General features: G+C 70.2%; 13 protein-coding genes. 10 read left to right on the forward strand and 3 right to left on the reverse strand.

Features of this window, described 5'->3' with window-relative positions; genetic code table 11:
* The first annotated feature begins 114 nt into the window (after positions 1-114).
* From lysX to TU34_RS00505, 6 genes are all read left to right on the forward strand, one after another.
* A complete protein-coding gene (gene lysX, locus TU34_RS00480; protein WP_082079706.1) occupies positions 115-3,534 on the forward strand; it encodes a bifunctional lysylphosphatidylglycerol synthetase/lysine--tRNA ligase LysX in 3,420 nt (1,139 codons plus the stop codon).
* Between the two features lie 71 nt (positions 3,535-3,605).
* Positions 3,606-4,292, forward strand: a complete 687-nt coding sequence (locus TU34_RS00485) for an alpha/beta hydrolase (protein ID WP_150116310.1) — start codon at positions 3,606-3,608, stop codon at positions 4,290-4,292.
* Entirely contained in the window at positions 4,289-5,596 is a 1,308-nt protein-coding gene (locus TU34_RS00490; protein ID WP_045820872.1) for an SAM-dependent methyltransferase, read from the forward strand. Before TU34_RS00485 ends, TU34_RS00490 begins: the two co-directional genes overlap by 4 nt.
* A gap of 45 nt (positions 5,597-5,641) precedes the next feature.
* Positions 5,642-6,433: a DUF1295 domain-containing protein gene (locus TU34_RS00495; RefSeq protein ID WP_045820873.1), complete on the forward strand. Its 792-nt coding sequence runs from the start codon at positions 5,642-5,644 to the stop codon at positions 6,431-6,433.
* Positions 6,434-6,557: 124 nt separating this feature from the next.
* Positions 6,558-8,303 carry a metallophosphoesterase gene (locus TU34_RS00500; protein WP_045820874.1) on the forward strand — a complete coding sequence of 582 codons (1,746 nt, stop codon included), beginning with the start codon at positions 6,558-6,560 and terminating at the stop codon, positions 8,301-8,303.
* Between the two features lie 70 nt (positions 8,304-8,373).
* A complete protein-coding gene (locus TU34_RS00505; RefSeq protein WP_045820875.1) occupies positions 8,374-10,593 on the forward strand; it encodes an FUSC family protein in 2,220 nt (739 codons plus the stop codon).
* Positions 10,594-10,619: 26 nt separating this feature from the next.
* Here the strand turns inward: TU34_RS00505 and TU34_RS00510 are convergent, their stop codons facing one another.
* A complete protein-coding gene (locus TU34_RS00510; protein WP_052688552.1) occupies positions 10,620-11,522 on the reverse strand; it encodes an SGNH/GDSL hydrolase family protein in 903 nt (300 codons plus the stop codon).
* Positions 11,523-11,686: 164 nt separating this feature from the next.
* The gene (locus TU34_RS00515; RefSeq protein WP_045820876.1) at positions 11,687-12,913 is read right to left on the reverse strand and encodes a cytochrome P450; all 1,227 of its coding nucleotides are present in this window, start codon (positions 12,911-12,913) and stop codon (positions 11,687-11,689) included.
* A 222-nt stretch (positions 12,914-13,135) separates the two neighbouring features.
* On the opposite strand from TU34_RS00515, the gene TU34_RS00520 reads away from it, so the two are divergent.
* Positions 13,136-13,789, forward strand: a complete 654-nt coding sequence (locus TU34_RS00520) for an SDR family oxidoreductase (RefSeq protein WP_045820877.1) — start codon at positions 13,136-13,138, stop codon at positions 13,787-13,789.
* 4 nt (positions 13,790-13,793) lie between these two features.
* Here TU34_RS00520 and TU34_RS00525 read toward each other — a convergent pair whose 3' ends face one another.
* Positions 13,794-14,978 carry a thiolase family protein gene (locus TU34_RS00525; protein ID WP_045820878.1) on the reverse strand — a complete coding sequence of 395 codons (1,185 nt, stop codon included), beginning with the start codon at positions 14,976-14,978 and terminating at the stop codon, positions 13,794-13,796.
* A gap of 138 nt (positions 14,979-15,116) precedes the next feature.
* On the opposite strand from TU34_RS00525, the gene TU34_RS00530 reads away from it, so the two are divergent.
* The 3 genes from TU34_RS00530 (at position 15,117) to TU34_RS00540 (ending at position 17,992) form a co-directional block, all read left to right on the forward strand.
* On the forward strand, positions 15,117-16,259 hold the full coding sequence (locus TU34_RS00530; RefSeq protein ID WP_045820879.1) for an MBL fold metallo-hydrolase: 1,143 nt from the start codon (positions 15,117-15,119) through the stop codon (positions 16,257-16,259).
* 144 nt (positions 16,260-16,403) lie between these two features.
* Positions 16,404-16,583, forward strand: a complete 180-nt coding sequence (locus TU34_RS00535; protein ID WP_045820880.1) for an antitoxin — start codon at positions 16,404-16,406, stop codon at positions 16,581-16,583.
* A 110-nt stretch (positions 16,584-16,693) separates the two neighbouring features.
* A complete protein-coding gene (locus TU34_RS00540; RefSeq protein WP_052688548.1) occupies positions 16,694-17,992 on the forward strand; it encodes a lipase family protein in 1,299 nt (432 codons plus the stop codon).
* The last annotated feature ends 2 nt before the right edge of the window (positions 17,993-17,994 follow it).

Raw genomic sequence — 17,994 nt, forward strand, 5'->3', positions numbered from 1 at the left:
GGGAGGGCTGCCGGAGGGCCCGGTGTGCGTCGTCCGGAACGTCTTCGGTGGCGCCCCGCGGGCGGATCGTCGTGCGCCCTCGGCCATCTCGCCGCGCTGCTACGCTCGGACTTTATGTCTGCAGCCCCCTCGGTCGAACGCGCAGAGGCCGACCGTCCGAAGCCGTCACCGGTGCCGGGCCCGCGTCCGAAGAAGGCCCGTACGGCGTCGACGGACCGGCGGGTCGCGATGGCCGAGCGCATCGCGCAGTGGTCGAGCCGCCTGTTGACCATCGCCGCGGTGGTCTCGCTGATCGCGATCCCGTTCCGCCATTTCCGCTTCGTCGACGCGTTGACCGATCTCGTCGGCGCGTTCAACGTTCCCGCCGACCCCAGCATCTTCGTCATCCTCCTCGTGCTGGCGTTGGCCGGCGCGGTGCGTCGACGGTTCAAGGCCGCCCACACCGCCCTGCTGGCCGTGATGGTGCTCGCCGTCATCGACGACGTCCTCGTCCTGCTCAGCACCTTCATCGAGAACATCGACACCTCCAGCGACTACGACGCGTTCGCGACCTCGCCGGTGACCGCCTCGGTGGTGCTCGTGATCGGTCTCGTGGTGCTCGTCGCGTTCATGTACTCGCGCCGCGTCTTCACCGCCGAACTCGCCCACCGCTCGGTGCGCGCCGCTCTCGGCGTGCTCGTGGGAGGGCTCGCCCTCTCGTTCGTCGTCACCTTCGTGCTGACCGTCGCGTTCCCGCACACCCTGCAGGGGTGGGACGAGAAGGCGCAGTGGGCGCTGCGCTCGACGTTCGGTGACCGTGCCGGCATCAGCGACGCCCTGCTGCAGGGCCATCAGGGCCACCACCCGATCTACGTGCTGGCCGGATGGATGTCGGCGCTCGCCCTGGTGCTGGCGTTGGTCACGCTCTACCGCGCCAACCGCGACAACGAGTTCGTCGACGCCGACGAGGAACTGCGCGTGCGGCAGCTGCTGCTGTGCAACGGCGAGGACGACTCGCTGGGTTACTTCGCGACCCGTCGCGACAAGTCGGTGGTCTTCTCGCCCGACGGCAAGGCCGCGGTCACGTTCCGCGCCGTCGGCAGCGTGAGCGTCGCCAGCGCCGATCCCATCGGTGCCGTCGAGTCGTGGCCGGCGGCGGTACAGGCGTGGCTGCAGAACTGCCGCACCCACAGCCTGCACGCGGCGGTCCTCGCGGCGAGCGAGGCCGGGTCGAAGGTCTACCGCTCGGCGGGTCTCAAGTCGTTGTCGATCGGCGACGAGGCGATCATCGATGTCGACGACTTCACCCTGCGCGGCACCTCGATGAAGCCGGTACGTCAGGCGGTCAACCGTGTCACCGCCGCCGGGTACACCACCTCGATCCGCCGCCACGGCGAACTGTCGCGCGAGGAACTGGCCGAGGTGGAGCGGTTGGCCGAGGCGTGGCGCGGCGAGGAGACCGAACGCGGCTTCTCGATGGCGCTCAACCGCGTCGGCGACCCGGTCGACGGCCGATGCCTGCTGGTCGCCGCGCACGACGCCGACGGCACCATCCGCGGTTTCCTCTCCTTCGTGCCGTGGGGCCTGCGCGGGGTGTCGTTGGACCTGATGCGCCGCGACCGTGCCGCGGAGAACGGTGTGAACGAGTTCCTCGTCGCGCGGCTCATCGAGGCGGCGGGCGACCTCGGCATCCGACGCGTGTCGCTGAACTTCGCGGTGTTCCGGTCGGTGTTCTCCGGCGCCGAACGTGAGGGCGCGGGCCCGGTCACCCGTATCAGCGACGCCGTGCTCAGCTTCGCCTCGAAGTTCTATCAACTCGAGTCGCTGTACCGGTCGAACCAGAAATACCACCCGCAGTGGGTACCCCGGATGCTCTGCTACCACCCCTCGCTGACGGTGATGCGCGCCGCCGTCGCCGTCGGTGTCGCCGAGGGCTTCCTGCCCCACATGGGCCCGAAGTTCCTGGTGGGCACCAAGACCCCCGACGAGCAGCCCGTCCGCGACGACCCCGATTTCGTGCGCGCCGTCGCCGATCTCGAACGCGAACTGTTGGTGGCCCGCGCCCCGGCACCCAAGCTCAACGACCAGCAGCGCACCCGCCTCGACAAACTCCAGACCATCCGCGGGTCGGGCCACGAGGCGTACCCGGTGTCGGTCGACCGCACCCACCGCGTCGCCGAGATCTGTTCGGCGCACACCGGTCTCGCGGCGGGCGCGCGTACCGGCGAGACGGTGTCGATCGCCGGTCGGGTCCGCGCGATCCGTGACCTCGGTGGCGTCGAGTTCGCCGTGCTCGAGGACGACCGGGCCCGGATCCAGATCGTCTCCGACGCCGACATCGCCGCATCCGGTGAGCACGAACGCTTCCGGCGCAGTGTCGACACGGGCGATCTGATCGCGGTGACCGGTGAGGTGATCGCCTCGCGCAGCGGCGAGCTGTCGGTGGCGATGGCGCACTGGACCATGGCGGGCAAGTGCCTCAACCCGATGCCGCAGCTCACCGCGGAGCTCAGCGACGACGTCCGGGTCCGTGACCGTCCGCTCGACCTGCTGACCAACCCGTCGGCGGTCGAGTTGCTGCAGAAGCGATCCCGCGGTGTGCGTGCGTTGCGGGACACCCTGCACGCACATGCGTTCCTCGAGGTCGAGACGCCGATGTTGCAGACGGTGCACGGCGGTGCCTCGGCGCGCCCGTTCAAGACCCACATCAACGCCTACGACCAGAAGCTGTTCCTGCGCATCGCCCCCGAGCTCTACCTCAAGCGGCTCTGCGTGAGCGGTATGGGCGCCATCTTCGAGCTCAACCGAAACTTCCGCAACGAGGGTGCCGACGCCACCCACAACCCGGAGTTCACCTCGCTGGAGGCGTATCAGGCCTACGGCGACTACAACTCGATGCGCGAACTGACCCGCGAACTCATCCTCGCGATGGCCGTCGCGGTCAACGGCGAGCCGGTCGCGCTGCAGCGCAGTGAGTCCGGCGATGTCGAGAAGGTGCGCCTCGACGGCACCTGGCCGATCATGACGGTGCACGAGGCCGTGTCGCGCGCGTGCGGCACATCGTTGTCGTCAGCGAGCACCGCCGCCGCGGTGGCCGCGGTGTGCGACGAGCACGGCGTCGAGACCACCGGCGACATGCCCGCCGGGAAGATGGTGATGGAGCTCTACGAGGCGCTCGTGGAGAAGCAGACCCGGTTCCCGACGTTCTACTGCGACTTCCCGATCGAGGTGTCGCCGCTGGCGCGCAAGCACCGGTCGGATCCGCGACTCACCGAGCAGTGGGACCTCGTCGGGTTCGGAGCCGAACTGGGTACGGCCTACTCGGAGCTGACCGATCCGGTCGATCAGCGCGAGCGGCTCACCCGGCAGTCGCTGGCCGCGGCCGGCGGCGACCCGGAGGCGATGGCGCTCGACGAGGACTTCCTGCACGCCCTCGGCTACGCGATGCCCCCGACCGGTGGTCTCGGCCTCGGCGTCGACCGCCTCGTGATGATGCTCTGCGGCGTACCCATCCGCCCGACGCTCACCTTCCCCTTCGTCCGCCCGCAGACCTGACCCGATCCGCGGGTGGCGGGTGCCACTGTCCGGTGACAGATCCGTACCGGCCTCGGTGTCGAATCACCGTCATGAGTTCTGACACCCCGGGGGCGATGCGGCCTGCGCTGCACTGGACACAGACCCCACCCGCGCCGACGGCGGTGGTGCTGGTGCTGCACGGCGGCAAGGTCGCCAGCACCGCCCCGGCCGAGACCAGCCAGTTGTCGGCGGCCCGCCTGCGCCCGTTCGCCCGCGCGGTCGCGAAGAAGATGCCCGACGCCGCGGTGGTGATGCTGCAGTACCGGATGCGCGGTTGGAACGGCGCCGACCGGTCCCCGGTGGCCGACGCGCGATGGGCTCTCGACGAGATCCGTACCCGCTTCGGCGACACCCGGGTGATCCTGCTCGGACACTCGATGGGTGGACGGACCGCCGCCGCGGTGGCCGACGACCCGTCGGTCGACTCCATCGTGGCGCTGGCGCCGTGGTGGCCCGACGGCACCGAGACCGACACCCTCTCGACCCGCCAGCACCTGATGGTGCTGCACGGTCGCATGGACCGGTGGACGAGTCCACGCCTGTCGCTGCAGGCGACGGTCCGCGCTGCCGACCGGGGTGTCGACGCCCGGTGGGTGTCGATGGGGCCTGCGGGACACTTCATGCTGATGCGATCGTGGGTGTGGACCCGCCGTACGGTGGCCGCCGTCGGCGCGGCGTTCGCCCGGATCGCATCCGCACACGACGACGACAACGCTCGACAGGAGAACCGACGATGACGACCACTTCCACCGTGCGCGGTCGCACCACCTCCGGGGCGGCCGGCACCGTCGCCGACCTGCTCGCGCCGTATGTGGGCGGCGAGCTGCCGGTGCACCTCACGGCGTGGGACGGCAGCACCGCCGGCCCCACCGATGCGCCGAAGGTGATCCTGCGCAGCCCGCAGGCGCTGCGTCGCCTGCTGTGGAGCCCGGGCGAACTCGGCGCCGCGCAGGCCTACGTCACCGGCGAGATCGACGTCGACGGCGACCTGAACGAGGCGCTCACCCACGTGTGGCGCGTCATCGGCGAACGCAACCTGTCGCGGATCGCGATCACCCCGACCCGCGTCGCGCAGCTCGTGCGCGCGGTGTCGAAGCTGGGTGTCCTCGGGCGGCCGCTTCCGGCGCCTGCGAGCCAGGCCGTGGTGAAGGGCAAGCTGCACACCCTGGCCCGCGACCGCGCCGCGATCAGCCACCACTACGACCTGTCGAACGACTTCTACTCGATGGTGCTCGACCCGAACATGGCGTATTCGAGCGCCTACTTCACCTCCGACGCACCGGACTACACGCTGGAGCAGGCGCAGCGCGACAAGCTCGACATGGTGTGCCGCAAGATCGGCCTCGACGCACGACCGGGCATGCGGTTCCTCGACGTCGGGTGCGGCTGGGGCTCGCTGAGCCTGTTCGCCGCGGCCGAGTACGGCGCGAAGGTCACCGGCGTCACGATCTCGAAGGAGCAGAAGGCGTTCATCGACGCCCGCATCGCCGAGCGCGGCCTCGGTGACCGGGTGGAGATCCGCATCCAGGACTACCGCGAGATCCCCGACGGCCCGTTCGACGCCGTCGCCTCGATCGAGATGGGCGAGCACGTCGGTCAGGAGAACTACCCCACGTACACGAAGGCGTTGCACGACAACGTCGTCGAGGGCGGTCGGGTGCTCATCCAGCAGATGTCGCGCAAAAAGGGCGACAACCCCGGTGGCGGCCCGTTCATCGAACAGTTCATCGCCCCCGACATGTTCATGCGGCCGGTCGGCGAGACCGTCGCGATGATCGAGGAGTCCGGACTCGAGGTCCGCGACGTCCACGCGATGCGCGAGCACTACGTCCGCACCGTCGACGTCTGGTACGACACCTTCGAGAAGCGGTGGGACGACGTCGTCGCGATGGTGGGCGAGGAGACCGCGCGCGTCTGGCGGCTCTACCTCGTCGGCGGCGGCATGGCGTTCCGCGACGGTCGGATGGGTGTCGACCAGATCCTGTCGGTGCGGCCCGACGCCCGCGGTCGCTCGTCGATGCCCCCGGTTCGCGAATTCTGACAGTTCGCGATTTCGCCGATCGGCGACGTCTGACAGGCTGGTGAGATGACCTTCGACTGGAGCCAATTCGGCATCGTGACCGGCGCGAGCCTGGCCGGTGTGATCATCCTGTTGGCGATCACCGCCGCCATCGGGTTCTCGATCGGTCGGCACAACGTCGTCGACGTGACCTGGGGACTCGGTTTCGTCGTGATCGCGGTGATCACCGCGATCCTCGGCAACGGTGATCTGTGGCGACGCCTGCTCGTGCTGGTGCTGATCGGCCTGTGGGGTCTGCGGCTGGCGACGTCGATGTTCCGACGGTCGCGCGGCAAGGGCGAGGACCCGCGGTACGAGAAGCTCCTCGACGACGCCGGTGGCAACCGCGCACTGACCGCGATCACGAAGATCTACGCGACGCAGGGTCCCGCGCTGTGGTTCGTCTCGCTGCCGCTGCAGGTGTCGTCGGTCGCGCACGGCACGCTCTGGTACCTCGCCGTGGTCGGCGTACTGGTCTGGGTTCTCGGTGTCACGTTCGAGACCGTCGGCGACCTGCAGATGGACCGGTTCAAGGCCGATCCGTCGAACAAGGGCACGGTGATGGACAAGGGGTTGTGGCGCTACACGCGGCACCCCAACTATTTCGGCGACGCCTGCGTGTGGTGGGGGACCTTCCTCGTGTGCATGACGTTCTGGCCCACCGTCGTCACGTTCCTGTCGCCGATCGCCATGACGTACTTCCTGGTGTTCGCGACCGGCGCGAGGCTCCTCGAACAGCACATGGAGCAGCGGCCCGGCTACCGCGAGTACCAGCAGCGCACCAGCTACTTCATCCCCCTGCCGCCGAAGAAGGCCTGAGCCCGCCTCATCGACGACGGCCGATGGGCGGGTTGCCCGTATCGGCAGGAGCGTTCAGGCGTCGTTCACCGGCGCGACACCCGACGATCACCGCCGTGCCGGGCTGGTGCCGTGATCTACATGCATGGTCGTGAATCCGTTCAGCAGTGGTACGTCGAGGGTCAATCCGGCGGGCGAGACCGTGGACACCGGAATCCCACGCTCGGTCGCCGCGAACATGACCACCGCCGAGCAGTTCGAGTGGCATCAGAACAACCTGAAGCGACACTCGGTCTCGCGTCGCAACTTCCTCGCGGGCAGCGCCGCGGCGGCGGCCGCCGCCGGCGTCGGGAACCTCGCGTTCTCGGGTATCGCCTACGCCGCCGACGCGCCGCTCGCCGTCGGTGGTCGTCACGTGTCCTTCGGCTCCGACGCCGCGAGCCAGCTCCGGTTCTCCGCGCAGCTGTCGCGTAACCCGGGCGCCACCAAGGTGTTCCTCGACCACGGCCCCACCCCGGCGCTGGGGGCGACGACGGTCGCCGAGGTCCGCAACCTCGTGAGCCAGGTCCCGATCAGCAGCGGCGGCATCCTCGGTGCCGAGCAGTTCTACGTGCACGCCCCGGTCGACGGTCTGCCGTCGCGGGTCCCGCACTTCTATCGCTGGCGCACCGCCGACGGACGCACCACCGACGTCCGCAGCGCGGCGCCGGCCCTGGGCCGCGGCCGCAGCGCACCGTTCCGGTTCACCATGATGGGCGACCAGGGTGTCGACGAGACCCCCACGCAGCCGCCGGGTCTCAAGGCCGGCGACTACGACGACCTGTACTACAAGGCCGACAACCAGCCGAACGTGAAGCACGCGGCCAACATCGTCAACCAGATCGCCGCCCGCAACGGCGCGTTCCACATCCTCGCCGGCGACATCGCCTACGCCGACCCGTCGGGCGCGGGCAAGCCGCCGAACTTCGTGCCCAGCGGCAGCGCACCCAGCGGCTTCGACAAGTTCAACCCGTACGTGTGGGACGGCTACTTCGCGGCGATCGAGAAGACCGCCTCGCGCACCCCGTGGATGTTCGCGACCGGCAACCACGACATGGAGGCCCTGTACGGCCCGCAGGGGTACGGCGGTCACGCCGCGCGCCTCGACCAGCCGACGAACGGCCCGGCCGGTTGCCCCTCGGTGTACTCGGTGGTCTACGGCAACGTCGCGGTGCTCTCCCTCGACGCCAACGACGTCTCGTACGAGATCACCGCCAACACCGGCTACAGCGGCGGGCGGCAGACCGGCTGGGTCGCGAGCACGCTCGCGAAGTTCCGCGCCGACCCGAACATCGACTTCATCGTCGCGTTCTTCCACCACTGCGCGTACTCGACCACCGATTCCCACGCCAGCGACGGCGGCGTGCGGGCGGCGTGGAGCAAGCTCTTCGACCAGTACCAGGTGGACGCCGTGTTCCAGGCGCACAACCACATCTTCGAGCGCACCGACCCGATCCGGAACAACCAGGCGCGCAAGCCCGCTCCCGACGGCTCGACGGTCTCGGCGAAGACCGACGGCACCGTCTACTACACCGTCGGCGGCGGTGGACGCCCGCGCTACGGCTTCCAGCCCGGCGAGTCGGAGAGCTACCGCGGCAACGTGGTGAAGGACAACACCGTCCCCAACAGCTACGTGTGGACCGCCGACGGCAAGAAGCAGGCCGAGAGCGTCGAGTGGTCGCGGGTGCGTTTCCGCAACTACTCGTTCATCAGCATCGACGTGGTCCCCGGCATCCCGGGTATCACCAAGAGCCGCATGGACATCTCGGCCATCGACGAATACGGCCGCGAGTTCGACCGGCTCACCTTCACCCGCGCCATCTCGATCGGTGGGGTCCCGTTCGGTTCCTGACCCACGCCGGTCACACGGCCGCCGTCACCGCGTCCCCGATGCACGCGGGGAGCCGTAGTCTGTAGCCATCATGACCAACTCGGTGCGCCCGGCGATCGATCGCGCACTGCGGTTCCTGGTGGTGTCCGATCCGGGGCAATTGCGGTTGCGCAGCGCCAGTCAGACCACGCTGACCCTGGTGCTCGCGCTCAGCGTGCTCGTCGCGATGACGCGCCTTCTCGGCGAGGCCATCACCGTCGCGATGCTCGGTTCTGTCGTCGCGATGTTCTCCTCGTTCGTGGTGAAGGACCGCACCGCCCGCGGCCGCCTGCTCACCACGGCGCTCATCGCCCTGCCCGCGGCCACCGCGGTGACCGTCTCGACGTTCCTCGCCCAGCACGGCGTCCTCGCCGACGTCGGTTTCGTGGCGGTGCTGTTCGGCGCGGTGTGGGTCCGACGCTTCGGGCCGCGCGGGTTCGCGCTCGGCATGGGGTCGTTCATCGCCTACTTCTTCGCCCTGTTCCTGCGCGCCACACCGGGCCAGATCCCCGAGCTCATCGGGTCGGTGCTCGTGGGTGTCGCGTGCGCGCTCACCGTCCGCTTCGCGTTCCAACACGAGTGGGCCGGTGCCGAATTGACCCGCCTGACCCGTGCGCTGCGCGCGTCGTCGCTGGCGGTGGTCGATCTCATCGCCCCCACGAACGTCCCCGGTGCCACCCCGGTCGGGAGGCACGCCGAGCCCGCGTCGAGTGACGCCGTGCGGCACGCCCTCGAGCGCCTGGCGAACACCGCGCTCATGATCGAGGACTGGCTCGACCGCAACGTCGCCGCGGCACACGTGTCGGTGACCGGGAAAGACCTCTCCCGCCGCATCTTCGACGCCCAACAGGCCACCGAGCAGCTGGCGTTCGCGATGCGTCCACGCGCGGGGACGGCGCGGTCGGTGCTCGCCGAACGGCCCGCGGTGGCGCAGGTGCTGCTCGCGGTGCGGTCGGTGTTGCGCAACCACCCCACCTCCGACGACCTCACGGTCGCGCGCCGCATCGTCACCCGCGCCGAGGCCGCGGCGACCGACAGCGATCAGCACTCGATCGTGATTCGTGCCGCGGCCCGAACGGTGCGCGCGCACATCGCCGTTCACCGGGTGACCGCCCACGCACTGGCCACGGCCGAGGCGCACGAACCCGCCACGGTGCTGCCCACCCGCACCGGCACCGCACCGGCCCCCGCAACCGACGACACAGCCACCGCCGCCGACGACAGCCCCGTGCCACCTCGACACCGCGGCCTGCGGGCACAGTTCGACCGACTCGAACCGAGCACCCGCACCGCGATCCAGGTGGCGATCGCGACCTCGGTCGCGACGGTGCTCGGCGAGCTGGTGTCGCCGAACCGGTGGTACTGGGCGGTGCTGTCGGCGTTCGTGGTGTTCACCGGCACCACCACGCGAGGCGAGATCCTCACCCGCGCAGGCCATCGCATCGTCGGCACCGTGGGCGGCGTGTTCGCCGGTGTGCTCCTCGCCGCGGTCGTCGGCAACCGCGCGCCGGTGCAGCTGGCACTGATCGTGGTGTGCGTGTTCTGCGCGTTCTATCTGGTGACCGTGGCCAACGGGCTGCTCGTCTTCTTCATCACCGTGCTGTTGGCGATGCTCTACGGGTTGCTCGGCACCTTCTCGATCGCCGTGCTCGAACTGCGTATCGCCGAGACCTGCGTGGGGGCGACGGTCGGCATCACCGCTGCCTACTTCATCCTGCCCACCCGGACGCGGGAGACGGTGCGCGACAAGGTCGACGCCTACCTCGACGCTCTCGGCGACGTCATCGACGACTCCATCACCTCGGTCGTGGAGCCCGGCAGCGGCGTGGATCTCGTCCCGGTGGCACGTCGCCTCGACACCGCGCTCCAGGAATTGCAGACCGCCGCACGGCCTCTCGGGATGGGGCCGGCCAGCAGGGCGCGCCGCGGGACCGCGCGGCTGGTGCGGGTGCTCGAGGCCTGCGATCGCGCCGCACATGCGCTGGTGCGTGCCGGCATGCTCGCGGCGTCGGCCGACCCGGCGAGTGGACCCACCGGCGACCTCGCGCGTGCGGTGGTCGACGGCGCCGACGGGGTGCGGGCGTCGGTGATGTCACTGCGGTCGGTGGTACGCGGCGAGCAGGGCGAGTACGACGACAGCCTCGCCGACGCCAGTCCCGTCGCTCAGGTGCTCTCGCGTGACGCCCAGGAGCTCTCGACGGCCACCATCGTGGCCGTGCGTGCGCTCGACCGGCTCGATCACTCGGCCGCGCTCACCCGCGTCCCGGTGTGACGCGCCCCGTGTGATCCGGCACCGGGTCAGGACCGGCGGATGGCCGCCAGTACGAGACGCGCGATGGCGGCGTTGCCCTCCTGCGTGGGGTGATCGGACAGGCCGTCGCCGCGCGGGATCTTGCCGTTGAACCACCGCACGCCGTCCGGGGTGCACGCGTCGTGCCCGACCGCGGGGCCGGCGACGTCGACGAACACCGCGCCGTGGCGACGCGCCGCAGCCGAGAGCACACCGTTGAAGCGGGTGAAGAAGTCCCGCACGAAGACCGCGTCGGCCGAGCTGAACGGCGCGTCGGGGTAGCAACCGCGCAGGCCGTAGTAGCCGCCGTGACCGACGACGAGGACCCGCGCCCGCGGCGACTTCGCGTCGACGACGTCCAGCACGCGATCCATCGACCCGCTCAGTGCGGTGAGCTTCTCGGTGATGTTCGCCGCGACGGTCGCGTTGGTGCGGCACCGTGCGTCCTTGCCCGGGACGAACGAGAAGCACGGCCCGATCAGCGAGCCCCAGTTGATGTCGTTGCCGCCGATGGACAGGGTGACCAGCGTGGTGTCGGGCCGCAGGGCCGCCGACTGGACCGGCACGGAGCGCACGATCGGCAGCGGCGTCGTCTGGCGACGGTCGGTGATCTCGGTGGTCACCGCGCCGCGGCACGCGACGGTGGTGAACGACGCCGGACGCAGTGCGCGGGCGACGCGTTCGGGGTAGCCGCCGCCACCGCGGCCGCAGCCCTGGGGATCGAAGGACTCGATGATCCCGGCACCGATCGCGCGCGAGTCGCCCAGCGCCACGTAGCGGACCGGTGTGGCCGCCGAGGCGGGCGCCACGACGCCGACGCCGAGCAGCGCGGCGATCGCCACGACGACGATGACGGCTGCCCGTACCGGCGAACCCGACCGGATCGAACCGAGTGTTGAGCTCCTGCGCATGACGCCCCCCGCCGTGTCGTCGAGGGCGTCGTCGCCACCCGAACCGAAGCAATGATGACCCATCGACGGCGAGTGATCACGCGCGGGCCGTGCGCGTCGGCGACGGGGTCGATCGGTGCATCTGCACGGACGAGCGACGGCGTCGGTGTGGGCCGGAGAGGGCGTCAGAAGGAGACGGTCAACCCGCGGGGACCGCGCACCACCATCTGCGATTTCCAGTCGACGGCCTCGACGGTGAGATCGGGGAAGGCGCCGGTCAGCGCGCGCAATGCCTCCTGCAGTTCGACGCGGGCCAGTGCGGCGCCGAGACAGTGGTGGGCCCCGTGGCCGAAGCCGATGTGTCCGGCGTTGCCGCGACCCGCGCGGGGACGTGTCGGGTCGTATCGCTCGGGATCGTCGAAGGCCTCCGGATCGCGGTTGGCCGAGGCGATGGACACCAGGACCGGCTCACCCGCGCGGATCCGCACACCGGAGAGCTCCACGTCGTCGAGGGCGTAGCGGGCCTGGCCCGCGCCGATCCCCAGCGGTACCAGGCGCATGAGCTCCTCGACCGCACCCGCGACGAGCTCGGGATGGTCGTGGAGTTCGTGCCACCGGCCCTCGTGGGCGAGCAGGAACAGGATGAAGTTCGGGATCTGCGAGGCGGTGGTCTCGTGTCCGGCGACGAGGATGCCGTTGCACAGATCGATCAGCTCGAGCTCGCTGAGCCGGTCGGTGCCGGTGCCCGCGTCACCGTCGCGCGCGTCGATCAGGGCGCAGATGAGGTGGTCGGCGGGTTCGGCGCGTTTCACCGCGAGCAGCCCGCGCATGTAGTCGCGGAACTCCTCACGGCTGGCGTCGAACTCCGCCGCAGACAGCGACGTCGTCGACAGGGCGGCATCGCTCCACCGGCGGAACAGCGGTTGATCGCGCTGGGGCACGCCGAGCAGTTCGCAGATCACCCGCACGGGCAGCGGCAGGGCGAACCGGTCGACCAGATCGACCGGGCCCTCCTGGGCGCGCATGTCCGCGACGAGGTCGGCGCAGATGGCGGCGGCCGCCGGACGCAGGTTCTCGATGCGTCGCGGGGTGAAGGCGCGGGCCACGAGGGTGCGCAGGCGGGTGTGATCGGGCGGGTCCATCGACAGGATCCCCGAGTTCTGGCGGCCCTCGCGCATGCGCGGCTCGTCGTGGTCGGCGGCGACGGCGCGGCTGAATCGGGGGTCGGCGAGGACGGTGCGCACATCGTCGTAGCGGGTGGCGAGCCAGCCGATCTCACCGAACGGGAGTCGCACACGCGCCAGCCCGCTGCTCGCCCGGATCTCGCCGTACTCGGGTGCGAGCTCGAGATCGTCGGGTCGGTTGAACGGATAGTCGACGGCGTCGGTGTTTCGGTCCAGCGACAGTGTCACGGTGAGCTCCCCGGTTTCGGTCTACACGTATGTGCTTAGCAACACAAAACAAACTAGCGCAGAGTCCGGCGCGACGCCAGCGATTGCTAGCGTGGGTGGTCCGGTGATGCAGGCCGCCGGGGGAGGGCGCCGACGCGCGGCGAGCATCGCCGGATCGCGACGCCCCACAGCACGCGTCGCGAGACGAACACACACCGCCCGAGGGCGGGAACGGGAGCAGACATGTCACGGATCGCCATCGTCGGAGGCCACGGCAAGATCGCACTCATCCTGGCGCGACTGCTCGTGGACGACGGCCACCAGGTGAGCTCGCTCATCCGCAAGCCCGAGCAGTCCGACGACATCACCGGCGCCGGCGCCGCGCCGGTCATCATCGACATCGAGAACGCCTCCACCGAGGAGATCATCGAATCCTTCGAGGGACACGACGCGATCGTGTTCGCCGCCGGCGCCGGTGGTGGCAACCCCGACCGCACCTACGCGGTGGACCGCGACGCCGCCATCCGCTGCGTCGACGCTGCCTCGGCCACCTCGATCAAGCGCTTCGCACTCGTCTCGTACTTCGGGGCATCGGTCGATCACGGTGTCTCGCCCGACGATTCGTTCTACGCCTACGCCGAGGCGAAGGGCGACGCCGATCAGTACCTGCGGGCCAGCGACCTCGACTGGACCATCGTCGCGCCGAGCTCGCTGGCCGACGGCGACGCCACCGGCACCATCCGCACCAAGGAGGACGGCGCCGAGTCGGGCACCGAGGTCGCCCGCGCCGACGTCGCCGAGGTGATCGCCGCCGTCCTGCGCACGCCCTCGACCGTCGGTCGCATGATCGAGTTCACCGGCGGCGACACCCCCATCGAGAAGGCGCTGGGCGCCTAGCTCGTCACAGCCTCTCGATGATCGTGGCGTTGGCCTGGCCGCCCGCCTCGCACATGGTCTGCAGGCCGTAGCGGCCGCCGGTCTGGTGCAGGGCGTTGACCATCGTCGTCATCAGCCGGGCGCCGCTGGCGCCCAACGGATGTCCGAGCGCGATCGCGCCACCGTTGACGTTCGTCTTCGCCAGTTCGGCGCCGGTGTCGTGGGCCCAGGCGAGCACCACCGGACTGAAGGCCTCGTTGACCTCGAACAGGTCGATGTCGCCGATGGCGAGGCCGGCCTTCTCGAGCACCTTGTGTGTGGCCGGGATGATGCCGGTGAGCATGAGGATGGGGTCCGAGCCGACGACCGTCGTCGTGTGGACGCGCGCCAGCGGCGTGAGGTGCAGCTGCTGCGCCTTCTCGGCGGACATGATGAGCAGCGCCGCGCTGCCGTCGGAGAGCGGGCTCGAGTTGGCGGCGGTGATGCGCCAGTCGATGTCGGGGAAGCGGCGCCCCATGGCCTCGTCGTAGAAGGCGGGACGCAGCTGCGCCAGACCGTCGATCGACCCGCCGGGGCGGATCATCTCGTCGTGGTCGAGTCCCGCGATCGGCGCGAGTTCGGCGTCGAATCGTCCGGCCTTGGTCGCGGCGGCGGCCTTCTCGTGCGACGACAGGGCGAACTCGTCGAGCTGGGTCCGGCTGAGATCCCATCGCGCGGCGATGAGTTCGGCGCTGTAGCCCTGCGGGATGAAGCCGTCGGGGTAGCGCTGCGCCAAGGCCTCGCCGAACGGGTCGGCGCCGGGTCGGATGTCGGACATCATCGGCACCCGACCCATCGACTCGACGCCCGCGGCGATCACGACGTCGTAGGCGCCGGACATCACGCCCTGCGCGGCGAACGACACCGCCTGCTGGCTCGAACCGCACTGCCGGTTGATCGTGGTCGCGGGGACCGACTCGGGGAATCCGGCCGCGAGGACGGCGTTGCGGGCGATGTTCTGGCCCTGCTCGTCGGCCTGGGTAACGGTGCCGGTGATGACGTCGTCGACCAGCGCCGGGTCGATGCCGGTGCGTTCGACGAGTGCACGCAGGCTGTGGGCGAGGAGGTCGACCGGGTGGACGCCGTGCAGTGCGCCCGTGGCCTTCCCCTTGCCGATCGGGGTGCGAACGGCCCCGACGATGACGGCGTCGGTGCGTGCGGTTGCGGCCATGATGCGTTCCTCCACTCGATGTGTTGCCGGCCAGGAGGTCTGACTAGCTCTATCGCTAGTCAACTGTCTACCACCTGACTTGCTTCCCGATAAGTCAGGGTGCGCGTGTGTCGGTGCGCTCGCCGGTACGGTTGTCGCGTGATCCGCAAACTTGCCGCCACCGCGAGCGTCGGGGCCGTCGGGGCCTTCACCACCGGTCTCGCCGCCACCGGATCGGCGACCGGCCGGGCGTTCGGGGCATCGCCCGAGGCCATCGCACCGCACATCAGCGCCTCGCCGAACCAACACGACGGGTTCTTCGCCAACCGCGAACCGTCGATCGCCGTCGACGTCGACCGCACCGGCGCCGTCGACATGATCCGCGCGCGCCGCCGCGGCGACCCGGGATCGACGGTCCCCGTCCGCGATCCCGAGTTCGTCGCCCCCGGATTCGTCGACACCGCCGCCGCCCTGGCCGTCACGTGGCTCGGTCACGCCACCGCGCTCGTCGAGATCGACGGCCGCCGCGTGCTCACCGACCCCGTGCTGTCCAAGCGCTGCTCCCCGTCGCAGTCCATCGGCCCCGCCCGCATGCACCGCGCGCCGTGCACGGCGTCGCAACTACCCGACCTCGACGTGGTGCTGATCAGCCACGACCACTACGACCACCTCGACATGGCCACCGTGGTGACCATCGCGCGCGAGCAACCCCGCGCGCACTTCGTGGCCCCGATCGGTGTCGGTGCACACCTCGAGTACTGGGGGATCGCCTCCGACCGCATCTCCGAGGCCGATTGGGGACAGCGCGTCACCCACGGCGACCTCACCTTCGATTGCGTTCCCGCGCGGCACTTCTCGGGTCGCGGTGTCGTCCGCAACCTCACCCAGTGGGCCAGCTGGGGTGTGCGCGGAACACAGCACTCGGCGTTCTTCACCGGCGACACCGGCTTCACCGAGGCCTACCGCGACGCCGGCGGACCCTACGAGCTGACACTGGTCCCCATCGGCGCCTATGACCGCATGTGGCCCGACATCCACGTCGATCCCGAAGAGGGTGTCGCGCTGCACACGATGCTCGCCGGCGACTCCCTCGCCGACTCGCTGATGGTGCCGATCCACTGGGCGACGTTCAACCTCGGCCTGCACACCTGGGACGACCCCGTGCGCCGCATGCTCACCGCCGCCGAGAAGGCATCCGCGATCACCGCGACGCCCGCACCGGGAACCCGCATCGACGTCGTGACCCGCACCGGCGCGGGCATCGAACACCCCGACTGGTGGCACGGCATCGCTCAGAACTAGCTTTGCGCCGCTCATGAACCGGCTCTGTCGGTGGTCCGGGAACCGACTGTGTTGACGGGTCCGGGAACCGGACATGACCGTCGATCGTTGGGTCGGCATGAGCGCCGCACGGCAGACGCGGCGCACCGACGAGAGGACGCACGCATGGACTTCAAGCAGCTGACGAACAAGGCCAAGACCCTGGTGAGCAAGAACTCCCAGTACATCGACAAGGGTGCCGACGCGATCGACAAGGCGACCAAGGGCAAGTACACCAGCCAGGTCGCCAAGGGACGTGACGCCGCCAAGGACGCCGCGAAGAAGCTCGGCGACCAGCCCAAGTAGGCGATCAACCCGGTAGGCGATCAATCCGAGTAGCGGTCATCCACACTCAGCGACGCGGGCAGTCGACGATCACTCGTCGGCTGCCCGTCGTCGTCTGTACGGTCCTCGCGGTGGTGCTGACCGCGGCCGGGTGCAGCGCCGAGCAGACCCCGGACGCAAGTCCGTCGTCATCGCCGGCCGGTCCGGCGACGCCGTCCACCGACCTACCGACCGCCCCGTCCGCCGCCGAGCGCGGCGCGATCGTGGCGCGCTCGGCGATGGCGGTCGACCCGAGCGGACCGCTGGCCGACGTCGCGGTGACCCGCGTGGTCTACCGATCCAGCGCCGGCTACGCGCCGGGTGATCCCGACGGCACGTTCGGCACAGAGGTGTCGGGGATCGTCGCCGTCCCGTCCGGCACCCCGCCTCGCGGCGGATGGCCGATCGTCGCCTACGGCCACGGCACCACCGGGACCGCGTCCAACTGCGGACCGTCGGGGTACCCCGACCTGCTCGGTGGCGCCTCCACCATCGCCTCGCTGGTGAGCCGCGGTTATGTCGTCGCGGCGTCGGACTACCAGGGCCTCAGCGGTCCGGGGACCGCCGCCGACGCCCGCGTCACGAGCGTGCCGCACCCCTATCTCGACACCGACACCGTCGCCCGCAACATGATCGACATGGTGCGCGCCGCGCGCACGATCGTGCCGCAGGCAGGGACGCGGTGGGCGTCGATGGGCGCATCCCAAGGGGGACAGGCGGCCTGGGCCGCGGGCGAGGCCGCCGCCACCGACTACGGATCGGGACTGCAGTTCGTGGGGGCCGCGGCGCTCGCACCCGCGGCGGATGTGTCGCCGATCGCCGACGGCTACGACGCACAGCCCTACGCGGCACCGACGTTCACCCAGATCCAGATCGCGTTCATCCCGCTGATCGTCGACGGACTGCGTGCGGTGTACCCCGACCTCCCCGTCGAGGAGTACATGCGAGGCGGCCTCGCCGCGGGTGCGCAGGCGCTGACGTCATGCGGGTCCGGCAGTGCGTTCTCCAAGTACTCGGCCCTGACCGGCGTCCAGCCCGGTGACGCCGCGATCCGATCGGCGTCGGCTCTGCGTCAACTGCATTCGATGCTCGCCGCCGACGCGTTGCCGCAGCGCAGGTCGGCGGCGCCGCTGTTCGTCGGCTACGGCGACTCCGATCAGATCATCACCCCGAGCTGGACGGCCGGCGCGGTGGCGCGGGCGTGCGCGATGGGCGACACCATCGAGCGCACGGTCGCCGTCGGCAAGGGGCACACCAACACCGGGCTGACCCCGAGCGCGATCGACGACTCGCTCACCACCTACCTCCTGCGCCGCACCGCCGACACCCGTCTGCAACCGGTCGTCCGCGCCCTCGGCCGCGCCGAGGCCCGCCCCACCCCACCATCCTGATC

Origin of the sequence: Williamsia herbipolensis (assembly GCF_000964005.1) — a bacterium.
Taxonomy (GTDB): Bacteria; Actinomycetota; Actinomycetes; order Mycobacteriales; family Mycobacteriaceae; genus Williamsia_A; species Williamsia_A herbipolensis.

Excerpts from the sequence above, each read along its gene's own strand:
- TU34_RS00520 (WP_045820877.1), top strand. The coding sequence starts at position 13,136 with ATGTCACGGATCGCCATCGTCGGAGGCCACGGCAAGATCGCACTCATC.
- lysX (WP_082079706.1), top strand. The coding sequence starts at position 115 with ATGTCTGCAGCCCCCTCGGTCGAACGCGCAGAGGCCGACCGTCCGAAG.
- TU34_RS00535 (WP_045820880.1), top strand. The coding sequence starts at position 16,404 with ATGGACTTCAAGCAGCTGACGAACAAGGCCAAGACCCTGGTGAGCAAG.
- TU34_RS00525 (WP_045820878.1), bottom strand. The coding sequence starts at position 14,978 with ATGGCCGCAACCGCACGCACCGACGCCGTCATCGTCGGGGCCGTTCGC.
- TU34_RS00495 (WP_045820873.1), top strand. The coding sequence starts at position 5,642 with ATGACCTTCGACTGGAGCCAATTCGGCATCGTGACCGGCGCGAGCCTG.
- TU34_RS00500 (WP_045820874.1), top strand. The coding sequence starts at position 6,558 with ATGGTCGTGAATCCGTTCAGCAGTGGTACGTCGAGGGTCAATCCGGCG.
- TU34_RS00490 (WP_045820872.1), top strand. The coding sequence starts at position 4,289 with ATGACGACCACTTCCACCGTGCGCGGTCGCACCACCTCCGGGGCGGCC.
- TU34_RS00505 (WP_045820875.1), top strand. The coding sequence starts at position 8,374 with ATGACCAACTCGGTGCGCCCGGCGATCGATCGCGCACTGCGGTTCCTG.
- TU34_RS00510 (WP_052688552.1), bottom strand. The coding sequence starts at position 11,522 with ATGCGCAGGAGCTCAACACTCGGTTCGATCCGGTCGGGTTCGCCGGTA.
- TU34_RS00485 (WP_150116310.1), top strand. The coding sequence starts at position 3,606 with ATGAGTTCTGACACCCCGGGGGCGATGCGGCCTGCGCTGCACTGGACA.